Source organism: Bacillus sp. 123MFChir2, assembly GCF_000383235.1.
Lineage (GTDB): Bacteria > Bacillota > Bacilli > Bacillales > Bacillaceae_G > Bacillus_A.
In genome coordinates, this window is record NZ_KB910924.1 from 198,077 (window position 1) to 217,166 (window position 19,090).

At 36.9% G+C, this 19,090-nt stretch carries 19 protein-coding genes and 1 other annotated feature; all 19 genes read right to left on the minus strand.

Going from position 1 to position 19,090, the window contains the following annotated elements:
- Positions 1-75: 75 nt before the first annotated feature.
- The 19 genes from H280_RS0100945 to H280_RS0101045 all read right to left on the minus strand — a co-directional run bounded on the left by H280_RS0100945 (position 76) and on the right by H280_RS0101045 (position 19,083).
- Complete coding sequence (locus H280_RS0100945; protein WP_020059228.1) at positions 76-1,359, minus strand: solute carrier family 23 protein; 1,284 nt, start codon at positions 1,357-1,359, stop codon at positions 76-78.
- 147 nt (positions 1,360-1,506) lie between these two features.
- Positions 1,507-2,049: a bifunctional pyrimidine operon transcriptional regulator/uracil phosphoribosyltransferase gene (gene pyrR / locus H280_RS0100950; RefSeq protein WP_020059229.1), complete on the minus strand. Its 543-nt coding sequence runs from the start codon at positions 2,047-2,049 to the stop codon at positions 1,507-1,509.
- A gap of 201 nt (positions 2,050-2,250) precedes the next feature.
- Complete coding sequence (locus tag H280_RS0100955) at positions 2,251-3,159, minus strand: RluA family pseudouridine synthase (RefSeq protein WP_020059230.1); 909 nt, start codon at positions 3,157-3,159, stop codon at positions 2,251-2,253.
- 3 nt (positions 3,160-3,162) lie between these two features.
- Positions 3,163-3,621 (minus strand): signal peptidase II, encoded by a 459-nt coding sequence (lspA, locus tag H280_RS0100960; protein ID WP_020059231.1) that lies wholly within the window; start codon positions 3,619-3,621, stop codon positions 3,163-3,165.
- 374 nt (positions 3,622-3,995) lie between these two features.
- Entirely contained in the window at positions 3,996-4,328 is a 333-nt protein-coding gene (locus tag H280_RS0100970; RefSeq protein ID WP_020059233.1) for a hypothetical protein, read from the minus strand.
- A gap of 130 nt (positions 4,329-4,458) precedes the next feature.
- Complete coding sequence (gene ileS, locus H280_RS0100975; protein ID WP_020059234.1) at positions 4,459-7,224, minus strand: isoleucine--tRNA ligase; 2,766 nt, start codon at positions 7,222-7,224, stop codon at positions 4,459-4,461.
- Between the two features lie 81 nt (positions 7,225-7,305).
- Positions 7,306-7,525, minus strand: a binding site (T-box leader).
- A 51-nt stretch (positions 7,526-7,576) separates the two neighbouring features.
- Entirely contained in the window at positions 7,577-8,083 is a 507-nt protein-coding gene (gene divIVA, locus H280_RS0100980) for a septum site-determining protein DivIVA (RefSeq protein ID WP_020059235.1), read from the minus strand.
- Positions 8,084-8,175: 92 nt separating this feature from the next.
- Positions 8,176-8,949, minus strand: coding sequence for a YlmH family RNA-binding protein (locus H280_RS0100985; RefSeq protein WP_020059236.1), 774 nt, complete (start codon positions 8,947-8,949; stop codon positions 8,176-8,178).
- A 10-nt stretch (positions 8,950-8,959) separates the two neighbouring features.
- The gene (locus H280_RS0100990; RefSeq protein ID WP_020059237.1) at positions 8,960-9,226 is read right to left on the minus strand and encodes a YggT family protein; all 267 of its coding nucleotides are present in this window, start codon (positions 9,224-9,226) and stop codon (positions 8,960-8,962) included.
- Positions 9,227-9,232: 6 nt separating this feature from the next.
- Entirely contained in the window at positions 9,233-9,694 is a 462-nt protein-coding gene (locus H280_RS0100995; RefSeq protein ID WP_020059238.1) for a cell division protein SepF, read from the minus strand.
- A gap of 19 nt (positions 9,695-9,713) precedes the next feature.
- Complete coding sequence (locus H280_RS0101000; protein WP_020059239.1) at positions 9,714-10,388, minus strand: YggS family pyridoxal phosphate-dependent enzyme; 675 nt, start codon at positions 10,386-10,388, stop codon at positions 9,714-9,716.
- Positions 10,385-11,203, minus strand: coding sequence for a peptidoglycan editing factor PgeF (gene pgeF, locus H280_RS0101005; protein WP_020059240.1), 819 nt, complete (start codon positions 11,201-11,203; stop codon positions 10,385-10,387). The genes H280_RS0101000 and pgeF overlap by 4 nt, the downstream gene beginning before the upstream one ends.
- 116 nt (positions 11,204-11,319) lie before the next feature.
- Positions 11,320-11,598, minus strand: a complete 279-nt coding sequence (locus H280_RS0101010) for a YlmC/YmxH family sporulation protein (protein WP_020059241.1) — start codon at positions 11,596-11,598, stop codon at positions 11,320-11,322.
- A 755-nt stretch (positions 11,599-12,353) separates the two neighbouring features.
- Positions 12,354-13,133 carry an RNA polymerase sporulation sigma factor SigG gene (sigG, locus tag H280_RS0101020; RefSeq protein WP_020059243.1) on the minus strand — a complete coding sequence of 260 codons (780 nt, stop codon included), beginning with the start codon at positions 13,131-13,133 and terminating at the stop codon, positions 12,354-12,356.
- 325 nt (positions 13,134-13,458) lie between these two features.
- Entirely contained in the window at positions 13,459-14,175 is a 717-nt protein-coding gene (sigE, locus tag H280_RS0101025; RefSeq protein ID WP_020059244.1) for an RNA polymerase sporulation sigma factor SigE, read from the minus strand.
- A 21-nt stretch (positions 14,176-14,196) separates the two neighbouring features.
- The gene (gene spoIIGA / locus H280_RS0101030) at positions 14,197-15,114 is read right to left on the minus strand and encodes a sigma-E processing peptidase SpoIIGA (RefSeq protein ID WP_020059245.1); all 918 of its coding nucleotides are present in this window, start codon (positions 15,112-15,114) and stop codon (positions 14,197-14,199) included.
- A 314-nt stretch (positions 15,115-15,428) separates the two neighbouring features.
- A complete protein-coding gene (gene ftsZ / locus H280_RS0101035; protein ID WP_020059246.1) occupies positions 15,429-16,580 on the minus strand; it encodes a cell division protein FtsZ in 1,152 nt (383 codons plus the stop codon).
- Positions 16,581-16,619: 39 nt separating this feature from the next.
- Complete coding sequence (ftsA, locus tag H280_RS0101040) at positions 16,620-17,930, minus strand: cell division protein FtsA (protein ID WP_020059247.1); 1,311 nt, start codon at positions 17,928-17,930, stop codon at positions 16,620-16,622.
- A 406-nt stretch (positions 17,931-18,336) separates the two neighbouring features.
- Complete coding sequence (locus H280_RS0101045) at positions 18,337-19,083, minus strand: cell division protein FtsQ/DivIB (protein WP_020059248.1); 747 nt, start codon at positions 19,081-19,083, stop codon at positions 18,337-18,339.
- Positions 19,084-19,090 lie beyond the last annotated feature (7 nt).

The following is a 19,090-nucleotide window of genomic DNA, read 5'->3' on the forward strand; positions in this document are numbered from 1 at the left end:
CTAGCCGTGTGAGACTAGGGTGTAGCAAACTACACACCCTTTTCCGTCTCACAGGACTGAATTAAAAGGCTGTCTTTATGAAGCAACTTGCTTTGATTGTTTTTTCGTTTTCATTTCAGGTAAAACTAGGTTTAACAATACTCCCACGATTGCTGCAAGAGCCATACCTTCTACTTGGAATGATTGACCGATATGAAGTACTGCACCGCCGATTCCGATAACTAGTATGACTGATGCAATCATTAGATTACGTTTATCTCCGAAATCGATTTTCTCATCTACTAACATACGTAAACCGCTTGATGCAATAACACCGAAGAGCAAGATTGATACACCGCCCATTACCGGTGTTGGAATCGAATGGATCAGTGCTGAGATTTTCCCAATAAATCCGAAGATAATTGCAAATATTGCAGATCCAACGAACAAGTACACACTGTATGCTCTAGTAATCGCAAGTACCCCTATATTTTCACCATACGTTGTATTTGGCGGCCCTCCAATTATGGACGCGATAAATGTTGCAATGCCGTCTCCCATAATAGAGCGATGTAATCCTGGCTTTTCAATCAAGTCTCTATTTACAACATTTCCAAGTACAATTTGATGTCCAATATGTTCTGAAATCGTTACGACTGCTACTGGTACCATCACTAGGACGATTTTCCACGAGAACTCCGGCGTATATGTGACAAATGGTACTATGAAGTCCGGTACATCAAACCATTTTGCTTCTACTATTGGTTTTAAGTTAACTAAGCCTTGGAAGTAAGCAAAGATATAACCACCTATGATTCCAATTAAAACTGGTATGATGCTAAGGAAGCCTCTTCCAAAAATCGAGCATATAATTGTAATTGCTAATGTTACGAGTGCAACTGAAAAGTGTGTAAAACTATATTTTCCATCTGCATTATTCATTGCCATATTTACTGCTGTATGTGCAAGACCAAGCCCAATTACCATAACAACTGGACCAACTACAATTGGTGGTAAGAGATTCATAATCCAATTTGACCCAGACTTTTTAATTCCCAGTGCAATTAACATGTAGACAAGTCCTGCCATCATTCCGCCAAGCATTGCTGCTCCTGGTCCACCTGCTGCTTTTGCTGTAATAATCGGCGCAATGAACGCAAACGATGATCCGAGGTAAGCGGGTACTTGCCCTTTCGTCACAAGTAAGAATGCTAGCGTTCCTAATCCACTCGAAATTAAAGCAACTGCTGGACTTAATCCTGTTAAGAATGGCACAAGCACCGTTGCCCCAAACATTGCGAATAAATGTTGTATACTTAACAATAACCATTTTCCTGGTTTCGGTACTTCATGAATGTCTAACACTGGCTTTTGTTCCATTGTTATCTCCTCCTCCAATGTTAAAAACTTGAAATAAAAAAACTCTTTGTGACTATGCACAAAGAGTCCTATACTTACGTATGTCAAATTAGACATATGAAAGTCAAGACCCTTTGGCAGCCTCACAGGACTACATTTAAAAGGGCTTTATTTTTCGTGTATGCTTACTCGATCTTGTTTATCAGTTTCTTGAAGGTCTACTTCAATACGTTCTTCGCTTGATGTTGGAATGTTTTTCCCTACATAATCAGCGCGAATTGGCAGTTCACGGTGACCTCTATCTACAAGAACAGCTAGCTGAATTTGCGATGGTCTACCGATGTCCATTAATGCATCCATAGCAGCTCGCACTGTTCTTCCTGTATACAATACGTCATCAACAAGAATAACTTTTTTATTTGTAATATCAACTGGAATGTCTGAACCTTTTACAAGTGGTTCTTTGTTTTTAGATTGTAAAGTCAAGTCATCACGATATAACGTAATATCTAACTCACCAACAGCCATTTCTTTTCCTTCAATTTGAGCAATTCGTTCTGCTAAGCGCTGTGCGATGAAAATACCGCGTGTTTTAATTCCAACTAGAACACAATTTTCAACACCCTTATTGCGTTCTACAATTTCATGACTAATGCGTGTTAAAGCACGGCGAATCATTTGATCATCTAGTACCACTGCTTTTTCTTTCATGTTCTTCACCTCCAGGCTTATTTCTTGCGTGAGAGGAATGGTATAAAAAAACCCTCTCGTCGTGTGCGAGAGGGTTTTCTGAAAAAGGGTATACGTATACCCTATGTATTTCAAACCGCTACCTTCTCAACCTCACGGGGTTGTGTTAAAGGACTTATTCAACTGCTGTTATTATGTCAGTTTTTATAACGATTGTCAATATTATTTTCGTAAATCATTTAAAAGATCTGCAAAAATTTGTGGAGCTGGTGCTTCAAACTCTAAATATTCACCTGTACGTGGGTGGATGAAACCTAAAATACCTGCATGTAAAGCTTGACCATTTATATCAAACGTTTTCTTTGGTCCATATTTTGGGTCACCTGCAAGTGGATACCCAATATACTTCATATGCACACGAATTTGGTGTGTACGGCCGGTTTCTAATTGACACTCTACATGAGTAAAGTTATTAAACCGTTCTAATACACGGAAATGAGTCACAGCATGTTTTCCTTTTTCATCAACGGTCATACTTTGACGGTCTTGTTTATCACGACCAATTGGTGCATCAATCGTTCCTTTATCATGCGGAATAACCCCATGAACAATTGCTTGATAACGTCTCGTTACTGTTTTCTCTACAAGTTGGTTGACAAGCGCCTCATGTGCCATATCATTTTTTGCTACCATCAATAATCCAGATGTATCTTTATCTATGCGATGTACAATCCCCGGGCGCATTACACCGTTAATACCTGATAAATCTTTACAATGATGCATTAAGCCATTCACTAATGTACCGCTCGTATGCCCTGGTGCAGGATGTACAACCATACCTCGTGGCTTGTTTACAACAAGCACATCACTATCCTCATAATGAATCTCTAAATTCATATCTTCTGGAAGAATATCTAATGATTCTGGCTCTGGGATGGTAACTGTAATTTCATCATTTGTTTTTACTTTATAATTCCCTTTGATGTCTTTTCCATTTACTGTTACAACACTATCTTTAATCCATTGCTGTACTTGTGAACGAGACCATTCATTGTTAACACCTGCAAGAAACTTATCAATCCGTTCACTTTTGTTCTCTTCTGTAACTGTTACTTGTACTACTTCGCTCATTATTTACTCCTTTGTTTTCTTTCCTTCTAGTAATGTTTGAATAATAATTAACGCCACACCCACACATAATGCCGAATCTGCAACGTTAAATACAGGGAAGTTGTATGAAAAAATATACGTATGAATAAAATCAACAACTTCTTTTCGTACGACACGATCAATAAAATTACCAATTGCCCCGCCTAGAATAAGACCAAGCGAAATGCCGAGAAGCTTGTCTGTCTTTGCGTATTTCTTCATATAAAACAGAATAAAAATAACAAAGATGACTGTGATAATGTAGAAGAACCACATTTTATTTTCTAAAATACCCCATGCAGCTCCGCGATTGCGGTGAGACGTTATATACAGCACATTATCAATAATTGGAATACTCTCACCTAATTCCATTTCCTTCACGATAATCCATTTTGATACTTGATCAATGGCAATCACAAATAATGCTATTAAATAATATATCATTTTCGTTTCCCCCACAATGACAGTGTACCTCAAAATTTTAGCATAGCTGCTATGTTTTCACAATGAAGCATCGCATGGGAGCATAAAATAAAATGAATTAGGTAATATAATATTGTTGTCTTGTAACTACTCAGTCACTCTATGAAAAACCGATAGAAAAGCATTTTTTTAAGTGGTCAAGAAGGACTGGCTATGCATAGTAGCAGTCAAGACCTTTTCCTGCCACGCGCAAAGTTTTAAAACAAAGAAAGGCAGCGAGGTGTAGGTCCATTTTTATCTTCATGGCAGCAATTATAGGTAAGCATATTTTCACTGGAATTATACCCCTTACCAAACTTCTAGATGAAATGTATGGCTGAGTAGTTACGTTATCTTTAAGTTGTTTTTACTTTTTCATAAAAACACTCATAAATTGTACGTGCTGTTGGCATCCCCTTTAATTGTCTAAATGTCATTCTTTGTCCGGTTTCTTCACAAATTCCATATATCCCAATTTCCATTTTCCAAAGTGCTCGTTCTACATCCTTTAAATCTTCTCTCATATCATGCAATAATAATTTATTTTTCACATCTGTTTTAACTGTGCCTAACAATTCCTGACCAAATTCTACATTACACGCATACAACTCTTCCTTCGCTAATCTCTCCTGTAATTCTCGCTGCATTAATTGTAGTTCTACTTGAATCTCCATGTATGTGTCAGTCACAAGTGCGTCCCTCCCGGCTGGAATGTATCGTTAGTTTATCCGAAACGCACACGATTACCGCACACACATTTTTCCTTCCAAGGAAGAAAAAAATCGACTGCAGATAAGACAGCCGATTTTTTTCATTTCATTATTTTACATAATGTTCTGTTACAACTTCTCCGCAACGCTTACATAATGTTGGATGGTCCGCATTGCTTCCTACTGTTTCAGAGACAACCCAGCAACGTTCACACGTTTCGCCAGTTGCTTGCGCTACAACAACAGCTGTATGTTCATATTTCGGTGCATCAGCTGGTGCTTCTTCCATCGTTCCACCAAGATGGTACTCAGAAACGATAAATAATTGTTTTACATCTTCTGTAATGGATTGTAACAATTCTTTCATTTCTGCTGTTGGATAAAGTGTGATACTTGCATTTAATGATTTACCAATTACTTTTGCATTACGCGCATCTTCTAACGCTTTTAATACATCATCGCGAAGTGTCATAAATGCATCCCATTTTCCTTTTAACTCTTCAGCATCTTCTACTTCTACAACTTCTGGCATATCAGTTAATTGGACACTTTCTTCCACAGCGTCAGGGATATATGGCCATACTTCATCTGCTGTATGCGGTAAAATTGGCGTTACAAGTTTTGTTAATGCAACAAGTACATCATATAGTACCGTTTGAATCGCACGACGGTCATGATTATTTTCTGATTCGATATATAAAATATCTTTTGCAAAATCTAAATAGAATGAACTTAAATCAATTGTACAGAAGTTATGAATTGCATGATATACAGCAGCGAATTCATACGTCTCATAAGCATCTTTTACTTTTGCAATTAAGTCATTTAATTTCACTAGCATGTAACGATCTACTTCGCGTAGTTCAGCTTTTGCTACTACATCTTTACTTGGATTAAAGTCAGCTAAGTTTCCTAATAAGAAACGGAATGTATTACGGATTTTACGATATACTTCTGCTACTTGTTTTAAAATATCATCAGAAATGCGTACATCAGATTGATAATCAACTGAAGATACCCATAATCGTAAAATATCGCCGCCTAATTGGTCCATAATTTTCTTTGGTACAACAATGTTTCCAATAGACTTACTCATCTTACGACCTTCACCATCTAGTACGAAACCGTGACTTAAAACACCCTTATACGGCGCTTTACCTGTTACCGCAACCGCTGTTGATAATGAAGAGTTAAACCAACCACGATATTGGTCAGATCCCTCTAAATACAAATCAGCTGGACGCTGCAGATCATCACGCTCTTCTAGCACTGCTTGATGGGAAGAACCAGAATCAAACCATACATCCATAATGTCTGTTTCTTTACGGAATTCACCATTTGGACTAGATGGGTGTGTAAAGCCTTCTGGTAGTAAATCTTTTGCTTCACGTTCAAACCATACATTTGAACCATGTTCACGGAATAACGCTGCTACATGATTAATTGTCTCATCTGTAATAATTGGATCCCCATTTTCTGCATAGAATACAGGAATCGGAACACCCCATGCACGTTGACGAGAAATACACCAGTCACCGCGGTCACGAACCATGTTATGAAGACGAGTTTCGCCCCAAGCTGGTACCCACTTTGTTTCCTCTACAGCTTGTAATAATTCTTTGCGGAACGCTTCAATAGATGCAAACCACTGTGCAGTTGCACGGAAAATAATTGGTTGTTTCGTTCTCCAGTCATGCGGATAAGAATGCGTAATAAATGTTAATTTTAATAACGCACCAACCTCTTCTAATTTTTCTGTAATTGGCTTATTTGCTTTATCATAGAATAATCCTTCAAATCCAGGAGCTTCGCTTGTTAATACACCTTTATCATCAACTGGACAAAGAACTTCTAAACCGTATTGCTTTCCAACTAGGAAGTCATCTTCCCCGTGTCCAGGTGCTGTATGTACACACCCTGTACCAGCATCAGTTGTAACATGCTCACCAAGCATTACAAGAGAATCACGGTCATAGAATGGATGCTTCGCTGTTGTATATTCCAGTTCGCTACCTTTTACTGTTTTTACAACTTCAGCATTTTCCCAATCTAATGTTTTCGCAACTGTTTCAAATAATTCAGAAGCAATGATATACTTCGCATCTGCTACTTTCACAATGCTGTATTCAAGTTCTGGATGAACAGAAATACCTAAGTTAGCTGGTAACGTCCAAGGTGTCGTTGTCCAAATAATGAATTTTTCGTCGCCTTCTAAAACATTCTTTCCATCTTTTACAGGGAATGCTACATAAATAGATGCAGATTTTTTATCTTTATATTCAATTTCCGCTTCCGCTAATGCAGATTCACTTGTTGGAGACCAGTAAACAGGTTTTTGTCCTTTATAGATATAACCTTTTTTCGCCATTTCACCAAATACTTTAATTTGCTGTGCTTCATATGCTGGCTCTAATGTGATGTATGGATGATCCCAATCACCACGTACACCTAAACGTTTAAATTGCTCGCGCTGACGATTTACTTGCTCATATGCATATTCTTCACAAAGTTTACGGAATTCAGCAACTGTCATTTCTTTACGCTTAACACCTTTATTTGTTAAAGCTTGCTCAATTGGTAATCCGTGTGTATCCCAACCTGGTACATATGGTGCACTGTATCCTGTCATTGATTTGTAACGAACAATAAAGTCTTTTAATACTTTATTTAACGCATGTCCCATATGAATGTCGCCGTTCGCGTATGGCGGTCCATCATGAAGCACAAATAGCGGACGTCCTTTTGTACGTTCTTGCACTTTTTCATAAATGTTCATTTCAGCCCATGTTTCTTGCATGACAGGCTCACGTTTCGGTAAATTTCCACGCATTGGAAATTCTGTTTTTGGCATTAATAATGTATCTTTATACTCCATGCTCAAATTCCTCCTTGAATATATAAAAGAATGACATTTTTTCTAGATAAATGGAATAAAAAAGAGACCTTCTCATCCCCCAAAAGGGACGAGAAGGTCTCCCGCGGTACCACCCTAGTAGACTACTACACATAGTAATCCTCTTTATATTCTTAACGCGAATACACGCCTCTGCTTACTTTGTTGTTCAGCGAGGAACTCCAGGGTGATATTCCCACTCTCTCCTTATCCTGAGCTTCCACCATCCTCAGTTCGCTATATAAGGTATGAAAAAAGTACTTATCCCTATCTTCGTTTTTCTAAAAAATTATGTTGTATAGAATTATATGTAATAACGCGAAAAACGTCAAGTTTACACTGTTTCTTCTTTCTTAAGAAGCTCATCTACTTCTTCTTCCAACTCAATTAACTTGTCCCAATCATCATTGTTTAGCATTTCAAGCTGTGCTTCTAATAGCATACGGAAACGTGTACGGAACACTTTTGCTTGCTTTTTCAATTCTTCAATATCAAATGCCACTTTTCTTGATTTTACGAGCGCTTCATTAATAATACGGTCCGCATTTTTCTCTGCTTCACGAACAATTAATTTTGCTTCTTTTTGAGCATTACGTTTGACTTCTTCTGCTGCTTCTTGCGCTACAACGATAGATTTATTCAATGCATCTTCAATATTAGAGAAATGTTCTAATTTCCCTTCTAGTTGTGCGACTTTTTCTTCTAACGCCTTCTTCTCACGAATTACTAACTCATAATCTTTGATGACTTGATCAAGGAATTCATTTACTTGATCCTCATCATAGCCACGAAAGCCACGACTAAATTCTTTATTATGAATATCTAACGGTGTTAACGGCACAAACGCCACCTCCAAGTAGGTTATCTAAAATTTCCTTTTTAATTATATCTTTTCTTCGACAAAATAGGAGACTTTCCTTCTAAAAAAAGAAATCATTTTAAGATTCCATACAAAATTCTCCATTTATCGCGCTTTGTTTTTCCCTCGACAGTGAGTAATTTACTTCTTCCATAACCTCTCACAGAAAATACGTCTCCTGGAAAGCATTCGTAAGCAGATTGCTCCGCGACTTTCCAATTTACTTTCACAAGACCATTTTTAATGAACGGTTGAACCTTTTGACGAGATATATGAAACATCTCTGCTAGCAATACGTCTAATCGCAGGGATGATACTGTCCCTGACTTTTCATTCCACTGATCTTCTATATGTATTGCAAGATCAGTGGACACAGGTGATAAAGATACTTTTGTTTTTCCAATTGATTGTAAATTCATTCCTATATACGATACAACTTCTTTTGCAACTACAATTTGGGCACAATCGTTTTGAAGCCAAATATCTCCGCATTTCTCTCGCTTTAAACCAAGTGACATAAATGCTCCTAATATTTGACGATGCTCCAGTGAGTAAAATTTAGAAGGATAGTCAATCTCTAATATTTCTATTTGAAATTCTTCTGTATTCGGTATCAAGTAATTGGGATAAATTAACGCTCGTTTTCTTTCTGCACCAGGAGCAGCTCCATATAACTGAAACGCTGCATCTCCTTGATGTCCAACAATCATCGAAATAATTTGTTGTTCACGCGGGTCAAGAAAATCAGTAAGTTTCACTTGATGATATTCTTCCGCTGCATGCTTCCATTCTAATACTTTATCAACAAAAACTGTCTCTTCAGGCCTAAAATGTTCATAAATACTCATCTATATTGTCTTACCTCAAAAAAAATTCAAATACACGTACTAATCCTGAACTTGCTAAATTTAGAACAAGGATTGCCACGATTGGAGAAATATCAATTACCCCAATTGATGGAATAAATCTCCGAAACGGTTCTAAATACGGCTCACAAATACGGGCAAGGAAATCACCAAATGTTGACTCTCTTGCTCCCGGAACCCAAGATAAAAGGATATAAATAATAAGCGCATATGAATAAAACCTGAATAGATAGAGCAAAATTGATAAAATCATCGTCATAGCGCACTACCACCTTTTTGCATTTGTCTCTTCCTCTTCACCAAACAATTCAGAAATCGCTCCAACAATATCTACATTATCCGGCGTACATATAAATGTTTTTGGTCCTAGCTTTTGAATATCCCCGCTGATTGCATACACAGTTCCACTTAGAAAGTCAACGATACGCAGCGCTTGATCAGTAGACATACGTTGTAAATTAATTACAACTGCACGACGACCTTTCAAATGATCCGCAATCCCCTGTGCCTCTGAATACGTACGCGGCTCTAATAAAACAACTTTTGAAGCTTGTTTTGCTGTTTCAATGCTTACTACATTTTGTTTCTGTTGTACCTTTGCAAGAGGAATATCCTGCTCTGGTTCCTGCTGTTTTTTCATTTCAGTTTGCTCCTTTTCGTAAGCATATTGTGCTTCTCGCTCTTCTGGTGTGTCAAAAAAGAAATACTTTACTTTTGACCAACTCATATTAAAACTCTCCTTCCTTCTATTCTTTTCCCACTAAAATCGTTCCCAAACGAATAAATGTAGCGCCCTCTTCAATTGCAATTGTATAATCATTTGACATCCCCATTGATAGCTCCAAGCACGGAGCATGCGATAGGTTTAAATCTTGTACTTGCTTTTGCAGTTTACGCAACATTTGAAAACAACTACGAATTTGCATTTCATCGTCTGTAAAAGGCGCCATTGTCATCAATCCGACAACTTCAATTTTATCAAATTGTTGTAAGTTGTAAATAAAGTCAATTGTTTCATCTATGCCTAGCCCTTGTTTAGACTCTTCTGCTGAGGTTTTTACCTGAACAAAGCAGCGAATGGATTTGGTTGCTTGTTTTTGAATTTCTTTTGCAAGTGAAAGCCGATCAAGTGAATGTAAATAATCAATCTCATTTATGATCTCTTTTACTTTTCTAGATTGTAATGATCCGATAAAGTGCCATGTCGCTTTGCTTCCAAAATACTCATACTTCTTTAAAAAACCTTCATTGCGATTTTCACCAAGATGTATAAGCCCAGATTGTAACACTTCATCCGTCTTTTCAATACCTACTGTTTTTGTAACAGCAACAAGTGTAATTTCGTCTAAGGATCGATTCACTCGCTGACATGCTTTTTCAACTTCTTGCCCGACATATGCTAAATTCCCTTGTACTGTCACTGCTTTCCATCCTCCTTAAAACCAATAAAGCTAAGCATTCTTCCCGTCTTTCCCTGGTCGCGGCGATGTGAGAAGAATAATTGCGTTTCACAGCTTGTACAAAAAGATGACATCGCAATATTTTCTTCTTTAATCCCAGCTTGTAAACATAGCAAACGATTTATTTCCTTTAAATCTATTGCATATTGTCCCTCAGTAATCATTTCATATGGAACAGAACTATGAAGCACTTGTTTAGCAGCAGATAATACGCGATCATCTACAACATAACAACACGCGCCAATAGACGGACCAATAGCAACATGTATATCATCAAGCGGTATACCTTCCTCTTTCCACTTGTCGATCATCTCACTCGCAATTCCTTTTACAGTTCCTTTCCAGCCAGCATGTGCAAGTCCAATCATTCTATAAGATGGCGCATAAAAATAGATTGGCACACAATCCGCATAACAAGATGTTAACAACACCTCTGCATCTGTCGTGTATATGCCATCTGTATTAGGGATACCATCTTCATAAGAAAAGACACCTTTTCCTTTCTCCCGCTTGCCCACTTTTACAACATGACGATCATGAATTTGTTCCGAACAAACCCAAGTATCTAATGAAACGTGTAACTTTTCTGCTAAAAGCCGCCGATTTTCATGAACATCTTCTACATTGTCATGAACGTGTAACCCTAGATTCATTGTATGAAAGGGGCCGGTACTCACTCCACCTTCTTTTGTAGTAAATCCAGCTTTAATATTTCCAAGTTCTTCCCACATATGTAAATGTAACATACCGTCCTTATATGTAAATGGTTCTCTCATAAAAAGGCTCCTTATAATAAAATAACATAAAAAGTATGGTACTTCCTGTCTATTTTACCATACTTTTATTTTTCCATAATGACAACATTAAAAAAAAGAGAAATTTGCAATATTCTTTAAGAAGTTGTCGGTGTTTGTATTGTTTCTGTAACAGTAGGAACGTGATCCGCTCGAACTAAAATAACATCTTCCCCTATTTTCACAATTTGTTTCCAAGGAATTACAAATTCCTCTTCTTTTCCGAATAACCCTAACATTTTTCCTTGCTTTGTAATGATAACTGCCTGAATCTTCCCTGTTCTCATATCGATGTCGATATCCCCAATGTTTCCAAGTCTTTTTCCATCGGATACATTGACAACATCCTTCATTTGAAATTCTGAAATACGTAGCATTGTCATCCTCTCCTTTACCTCATACTTACCTAACCCCCGTCACAAATTCGACTTTAGTGTGCAAATATAGTAAAACTTCCATCATCTGTCTCTCACTAATCGAGAGCACGCCAACAGTTATCACACACCTACCTTCTCCACTTCTCTCTGAATCTTAAAGTGATAGAACCAACCTTGCCGTGAATAGTGAGATAAAGTGAAACTTTAATTAGCGGGATAAAGTAAACCTTCACCATGTAAGCATATATTCTTTACGTACAAAAATTTTTCTTTATAGTTATCATATGAACTCTCTATCCTTCCTATGAACAAAATCATTCTTCAAAACAATATAAAGCGAAACTTTAATCAGTGGAAGTATTACTGCCTACGAATAGCGTGATAAACTCATTTTGATCTTTCAACATGTACATTGCTATGCACAAAAATAGATTCTTTCTCACTTTGTTTGAACTTCGCATACGGCAGAAAAAGGAACTGACCGCTTCTACGCATGGCCGGACGCTCTCGCCCACCGAAAAAGAAAAGAGTTTTATGTTGTTCTTTTAACATCTAAGTCGCTGCTATGCAGAACAAAACATGGCCGCTACTGGCTTTCTATCTTTGTTTTAAACTTTACACGTGGTAGGAAAAGGAACTGACCGCCTCTATGCATGGCCAGTTGCTCTCGCCCACCGAAAAAGAAAAGGGGTTTTATGTTAGTTTTTCAATTTGCATCTATATATATAAAAGGTCTCATCATAAATGATGAGACCTTACCCTTGAATTGTTTTATTCATTTGTTTAATTGCTGATTTTTCAAGACGTGACACCTGTGCCTGAGAAATCCCGATTTCCTCGGCCACTTCCATTTGCGTTTTCCCTTGAAAGAAACGTTTACGAATAATCATCTTTTCTCGTTCATTTAATCGCTTCATTCCTTCTTTTAATGCCAGTTCTTCAACCCATTGCTCGTCCCTTTGTTTATCATCGCTTAACTGATCCATAACAAAAATAGGGTCCCCACCATCGTTGTATATTGGCTCAAATAATGAAACAGGGTCTTGAATTGCATCAAGTGCAAACACAATTTCTTCATGCGTCACATCAAGTACTTTTGCTATATCCATCGCTGTTGGTTCCTTTGAATTTTCAGCAATGAGTTTTTCACGTACTTGCAACGCCTTATACGCAATATCTCGCAAGGAACGCGATACTCGTATTGGATTATTATCACGTAAATATCTTCGAATCTCTCCGATAATCATTGGTACAGCATATGTTGAAAATTTAACATTTTGGCCTAAATCAAAATTATCAATGGATTTCATAAGTCCGATGCAGCCAACTTGAAATAAATCATCAACAAACTCCCCTCTGTTGTTAAATCTTTGGATGACGCTCAGTACAAGACGTAAGTTTCCGTTTACTAGTTTCTCTCTTGCGCTTATATCACCGCTTTGCATTTCTCGAAATAACCGTCGCATTTCTTCGTTTTTTAGTACTGGAAGTTTAGATGTATCAACACCGCAAATTTCTACTTTGTTTCTCGTCAAAGTGTTCCCTCCTATCGGGAGTTGCTGTACAGTGTAAAGTATCTCCTTGGGAGGGAATTTTATGCATATATTCATTTATCAAACTTTTTCAAATGAGACTTACATTATTTATCTCGCTATTCGTGGGCATTAATACTCCCACCACAAAATTCGGCGAAAGCATTGTCCAGTTCCAGTGGCTAGAATGTCCGGTGGCTTCGCTTCTTCCTATGAGGTAAAAAACACCTCTACGTCTGAAGCTCCATCCCCCTCACATTCTGGACGAGCCACTTCCACTTTTCTTTGTTGTCCAGTTCCAGTGGCTAGAATGTCCGGTGGCTTCGCCTCATACCATTTTATTAAATTCTTTGCGCAGCCTTTTAATAATTCGCTTTTCTAAACGTGATATATAGGACTGGGAAATCCCAAGCATATCAGCAACATCCTTTTGTGTTTTCTCTTCTCCACCATCTAAGCCAAAACGAAGTTCCATAATTTGCTTCTCTCGATCATTTAATTGATGCAATGCTTTCATAAGTAAATGACGGTCAACAGTTGCTTCCAAGTCCTTTGTAATAATGTCTTCATCTGTCCCTAAAACATCTGATAACAATAGTTCATTTCCATCCCAATCAATATTAAGTGGCTCATCAAATGATACTTCCGAACGATTTTTATTATTTCTCCGCAAATGCATCAATATCTCATTCTCAATACATCTTGATGCATACGTTGCGAGTTTGATTTTTTTTTCTGGATTAAATGTATTAACCGCTTTAATTAAACCAATAGTTCCAATACTAATAAGATCCTCGATATTAATTCCTGTATTTTCAAACTTTCTAGCAATGTATACAACAAGACGTAAATTGCGCTCTATTAAAAGCGACCTTGCTGTTTCATCTCCTTTTGGTAGTTTTTGCAGCAATATTTCTTCTTCTTCTTTCGTTAATGGTGGTGGCAATGCTTCACTTCCACCGATATAGTAAATTTCATCGGTCTTAATTCCAAGTTTTAGTAATAATTTATACCAAAGATACGTTAACCGAAATTTCAATTTCAACCCAATCCCTCCGTTTCTGTATTAAGCAATTATTATTTTTTGTGACAATAACATTTTTGGATGTAGAATACATTGATACTCTCCATTCGCTGATAACTGCTGGGCATTCAAACCAATTAATACTTTATTTACAGCCACCTTCGTACCTTCATGATCAATTTGCACATAGTCAGGTTTAAACGCCCATAAAAATTGTTGATTAACCCCTACAGCTCGGTAAGGAATTAAACGCAAACGAGTTGCCCACTGTGATTCTTCATCTGGTATATAAGGAATAGTCGTTTTCATTTGAACTTGTTCTATTAGCCATTGTGGAAGCACATGTTCCAAAGAAGAAACGTTGATAATCATCACTGGTGTTTTTGTAAGTGGGTCATGTAATTGATTTCCACTATCAATCAATCCATCTAGTTGAATATCATTTATATCAATTTTGATATCTACTTTCACAATTTGTTCATAATGAATTTTTGTCACTTCTACATCCTCAATTCTCTTTTTAGAAAAATAATAAATAACAGGAAACCCAATGATAACAAACAACCAACTTATAGGATCACCATACGAAATAGATTTTGTCGAAATTAGTTCGTTCATCATGTCATTTGTTTGAAGAAAAAAGTGTGTTCCAACAAGGCCACCTCCTACCATAAACGTCACAAAATAAAAGGTTAACACGCTCTGTAGAAATGTTCGAAAACGAATAAAGCCAAATGCAGTGTAAACTATAAGAAATGAATATATTAATTTCATTACAGGATGTGTCATCAACGATGCTAACGGCGTGAATGCAAAAATAACAATTGTTGAACCGATACATGCGCCAAGCACAAGTCTCCATCTTTTCACTTTCTGTTTTAAAACAATTGCCGTTAATAAAAGTAAAAGAAAATCAATGCAGACATTTAATAACCATATAATGTCGGCGTAAACGACCAAACGGTTCACCTCTTTTTTATAAAGTTGAGACTAGTATAATGCATATCCATTGGAAAAGTGTGTCAATTTACGGAAGGGATTTTTTGTTATTTTGAAACTTTGAGGAATAATTTGTCATGTAGAAACAGTGCTTTCTTTGAGTAGGTAACAGACTAAAAAAGCAATCATCTATTATGCATAGATGATTGCCTTTTTATGTTCCATGATATACGAAAGTTCATCTCGCTACCTATAACCGGACGAGCTTAATTACTTTAAATAATAAGCAGTGAGGAAGTCCCCACCGCTTATTATTTCACTTTATAATCGCTCCCTTAGCGTCTGCGACGATTACGTAAAAATGCTGGGATATCGATATCATCTACATCTGTGTGACGATCATTCACAACTGGCTCTTCACGCATAACCTCACGCTTTACTTCACGTTGTTTAACCGGTTGTACTGATTGCTGTACATTTTTAGTAGAAGTTGCTGTAGGACGAGCAAGTGGCTTAGGTGGTTGCATTGAGATGCTATCATCGAAACCTGTTGCAATCACTGTTACTACAATTTCATCTTTTAAACCTTCATTAATTACTGAACCGAAAATCATATTTACTTCCGGATCTGAAGCTGAAGCTACAATATCAGCTGCTTCTTGTACTTCATATAAACTTAAATTTGTGCCACCTGTAATGTTCATAATAACACCTTGTGCACCATCAATAGATGTTTCTAGCAATGGACTAGATATCGCGCGTTTTGCCGCTTCTGTCGCACGGTTTTCACCAGTTCCGATACCAATCCCCATTAAAGCAGAACCTTTGTTAGACATGATTGTTTTTACGTCTGCAAAGTCTAAGTTAATAAGACCAGGCGTTGCAATTAAGTCAGAAATACCTTGAACACCTTGACGTAAAACATTATCCGCTTCACGGAATGCTTCAAGCATTGGTGTATTTTTATCCACTATTTCTAAAATACGATCATTTGGGATAACAATAATTGTATCTACATTTTCTTTAAACGCAGCAATTCCAGATGTAGCTTGTGTTGAACGCTTGCGACCTTCAAATGTAAATGGGCGAGTTACAACTCCAACTGTTAATGCACCTAGCTCTTTTGCAATTTGTGCAATAACTGGAGCTGCTCCTGTCCCAGTTCCACCGCCCATACCAGCTGTGACAAAGACCATATCCGCACCGCGAAGTGCTTCTTGAATTTGTTCTTTACTTTCTTCAGCAGCTTTTTTTCCTACTTCTGGATTTGCTCCAGCACCAAGTCCGCGCGTTAATTTACCACCAATTTGCATTCTTGTTTCAGCTTTTGATAAATTTAGTGCTTGTGCATCTGTGTTTACGGCGATAAAGTCCACGCCCTGCACACCATTTTCAATCATACGATTGACAGCATTGTTTCCGCCGCCGCCAACACCAATAACTTTTATATTTGCTAATTGATCTTGTGTAGTATCAAACTCTAACATGTCGAAATCCCCCTAGAACCTCATTTTTCGCGTTCAAATCTAATCCCATAAATAACGGAATACACGCTTCACTTTTGACATCATTCGTTCATTGTTATTATCGTTATTATTAGTAGTACGAGGCTTTTGCTTTGCTGGTTGTTGCACTGCAGCAGGTACTGGTGCATGTGTATGCTGTAATTCAAAGTTTTCCTGCTTTTCCTGCACACCCTTTCCTCGCAACTTAGCTTTTTGATATGCATTTTTAATAAGTCCAACGCCAATTGTATATTGTGGTTCACGTACACCAATATAATCTGGCGTTGCAATACGAACATTTTGATGTAGAATGTCATTTGCAAGATCAAGAATACCAGACATAGAAACAACACCACCAGTAAGTATATAACCAGCTGGTAACTGTTTAATGCCAAATTTTTGTACCTCATCTTGTACAAGCATAAGAATTTCCTCTACACGCGCTTCAATGACATCAGCTAACTCTAATTGAGAATATTGCTCTGTTTGATCACTACCCATCATTGAAACAGTAAATACCTCTTCCTCAGATGCTGTATCATAAAAAGCATGTCCATATTTTAGCTTAATTTGTTCTGCATTTTCAGTTGATGTTTTCAAACCGATGGCAATATCTTTTGTAATATGATCTCCGCCAATCGGTAATATACTTGTGGTTTGTAATTCTCCATCTTGAAAAATCGATAATGTCGTCGAACCTCCACCGATGTCAACAAGAGCAGCCCCTCGATTTTTTTCATCGTTCGATAAAGCAACTGCTGATGCTGCTAATGGCTGAAGGCAAATATCAATTATTTCAAGGCCCGCTTTTTCTACACATCGAAGTAAATTATGTAACAATGTTCTCGAGCCTGTAATTAATGTACCTTCCATTTCTAAACGTACACCAATCATTCCGCGCGGATCATTAATTTCATCGAGACCGTCTACGATAAACTGTCGAGGTACCACATCAATAAATTCGCGCTCTGGTGCAATTGACACAACTTGTGCTGCATCAAGTACCCGAAGCACATCTTCGTTTCCAATTTCACGGTCTTCATTTGAAACAGCGACTACTCCATGACAAGGAAGAAGCTGTACTTGATTTGCATTTACACCTACAACAACTCGTTCAATGTGTATTCCTACCATGCGTTCAGCTTGTTCAATCGCCTTTTTAATCGATTGCACAGTCTCATCTATGTCAACAATGGAGCCCTTTTTCAAACCATTTGACTTTACATTTCCAACACCAATAATGTTTAAAGCGTCATTGACCATCTCGCCAATTATGACTTTAACATTGGATGTACCGATGTCAAGACTCACATATATTTCATTGCTGTTCATTCTCTGGCACCTCCTTCTTTATTTATACCATAAAAATCAATATATGGAACAACAATCGTTGCTTTACTATGTTATAAGAAAAATATTCAACGTATTTATGAGTTTCCCTTTTTTAACACTATATTTTTCTTATTTTTATTTGGCATTCATTCACTTTTATAACAATTATATGCAAATCGCTGTTATATTTTAAAATAATCTTCTCTAACTACAAAGATTACCGCCAATTATAAGTCTACACTAAGATGTACTTCTAGAAAAGTGAAACTTGCACCTAAGATTATATTAAAAAAGAAAATAGGAAAAAATATGATTAAATCACATAATTCCCAAGAATACATTCCCATTTTTCCTAACAAAACATATTTTACAATTAAAGTATCTACTTTACCACTCTTTATATTATTTAATTGATATATTCAGTATAAGTAGCTACCTCTAGATGAATAATTGCTTTTTTATCTGGCGGTAAATTCTTAATAATAAGAGGATAAGCTTCCATTCGTTTTGCAAAGTCTTGAATCACCGTGCTTACTTCGTATCCCTCATTCATATACAATGTAAGATGATCTGCATACAAATCTGTTGGTTTGTATTGAATTTCTGAAATGGATCGAAGAACAGCTGGTGTTAATTTTTCTAGTTCAGCAATCAATTCTTTCATTTTCTTTTCTTCAAAAGGAACAAAAATCGGTGCAGCAACTGGCAGCTTCCCATTTGGAAGAGCATCTAATGATTTTCCATTTTGTAAAAGGGGGTATAATTTCCCATCTTTATTAATGTAGCCAGTTGTCACATATTCCTCAATATCGATAACAATTTTATTTGGAAATTGTTTTTTCACATGGACATTTTTAATTTCCTTTTGCTTTTTTAACTTCTCTTCCGCTTGATACCCGACTACACGAAAATAACTTGTTTTATATGTAATTCCTAACTGCTCCATGATTTGTTCATCCGTCATATAATGATTACCATGAACTGTAATCTGCTTTATATTGCTAAGCGGAGATCGGAAATAAATTAAAAAAAGCACCAATAAGAATAAAATCGATACATATAAAATTAATCGATTATTTACTTGTTTTTTCTTCTTTTGATTTTTTAACTTTGGTACACGATCTTGTAGCTTAATAACTTTACTATTCTTCATGTACGCT

Bases quoted from the DNA above. Each gene is read 5' to 3' on its own strand.
- pyrR (WP_020059229.1), bottom strand. From the start codon at position 2,049: ATGAAAGAAAAAGCAGTGGTACTAGATGATCAAATGATTCGCCGTGCT.
- H280_RS0101010 (WP_020059241.1), bottom strand. From the start codon at position 11,598: ATGCTACGTATTTCAGAATTTCAAATGAAGGATGTTGTCAATGTATCC.
- lspA (WP_020059231.1), bottom strand. From the start codon at position 3,621: ATGATATATTATTTAATAGCATTATTTGTGATTGCCATTGATCAAGTA.
- H280_RS0100945 (WP_020059228.1), bottom strand. From the start codon at position 1,359: ATGGAACAAAAGCCAGTGTTAGACATTCATGAAGTACCGAAACCAGGA.
- ftsZ (WP_020059246.1), bottom strand. From the start codon at position 16,580: ATGTTAGAGTTTGATACTACACAAGATCAATTAGCAAATATAAAAGTT.
- ileS (WP_020059234.1), bottom strand. From the start codon at position 7,224: ATGGAGTATAAAGATACATTATTAATGCCAAAAACAGAATTTCCAATG.
- H280_RS0100955 (WP_020059230.1), bottom strand. From the start codon at position 3,159: ATGAGCGAAGTAGTACAAGTAACAGTTACAGAAGAGAACAAAAGTGAA.
- H280_RS0100990 (WP_020059237.1), bottom strand. From the start codon at position 9,226: ATGACGATGATTTTATCAATTTTGCTCTATCTATTCAGGTTTTATTCA.
- H280_RS0100985 (WP_020059236.1), bottom strand. From the start codon at position 8,949: ATGAGTATTTATGAACATTTTAGGCCTGAAGAGACAGTTTTTGTTGAT.
- H280_RS0100995 (WP_020059238.1), bottom strand. From the start codon at position 9,694: ATGAGTTGGTCAAAAGTAAAGTATTTCTTTTTTGACACACCAGAAGAG.
- H280_RS0101045 (WP_020059248.1), bottom strand. From the start codon at position 19,083: ATGAAGAATAGTAAAGTTATTAAGCTACAAGATCGTGTACCAAAGTTA.
- pgeF (WP_020059240.1), bottom strand. From the start codon at position 11,203: ATGAGAGAACCATTTACATATAAGGACGGTATGTTACATTTACATATG.
- ftsA (WP_020059247.1), bottom strand. From the start codon at position 17,930: ATGAACAGCAATGAAATATATGTGAGTCTTGACATCGGTACATCCAAT.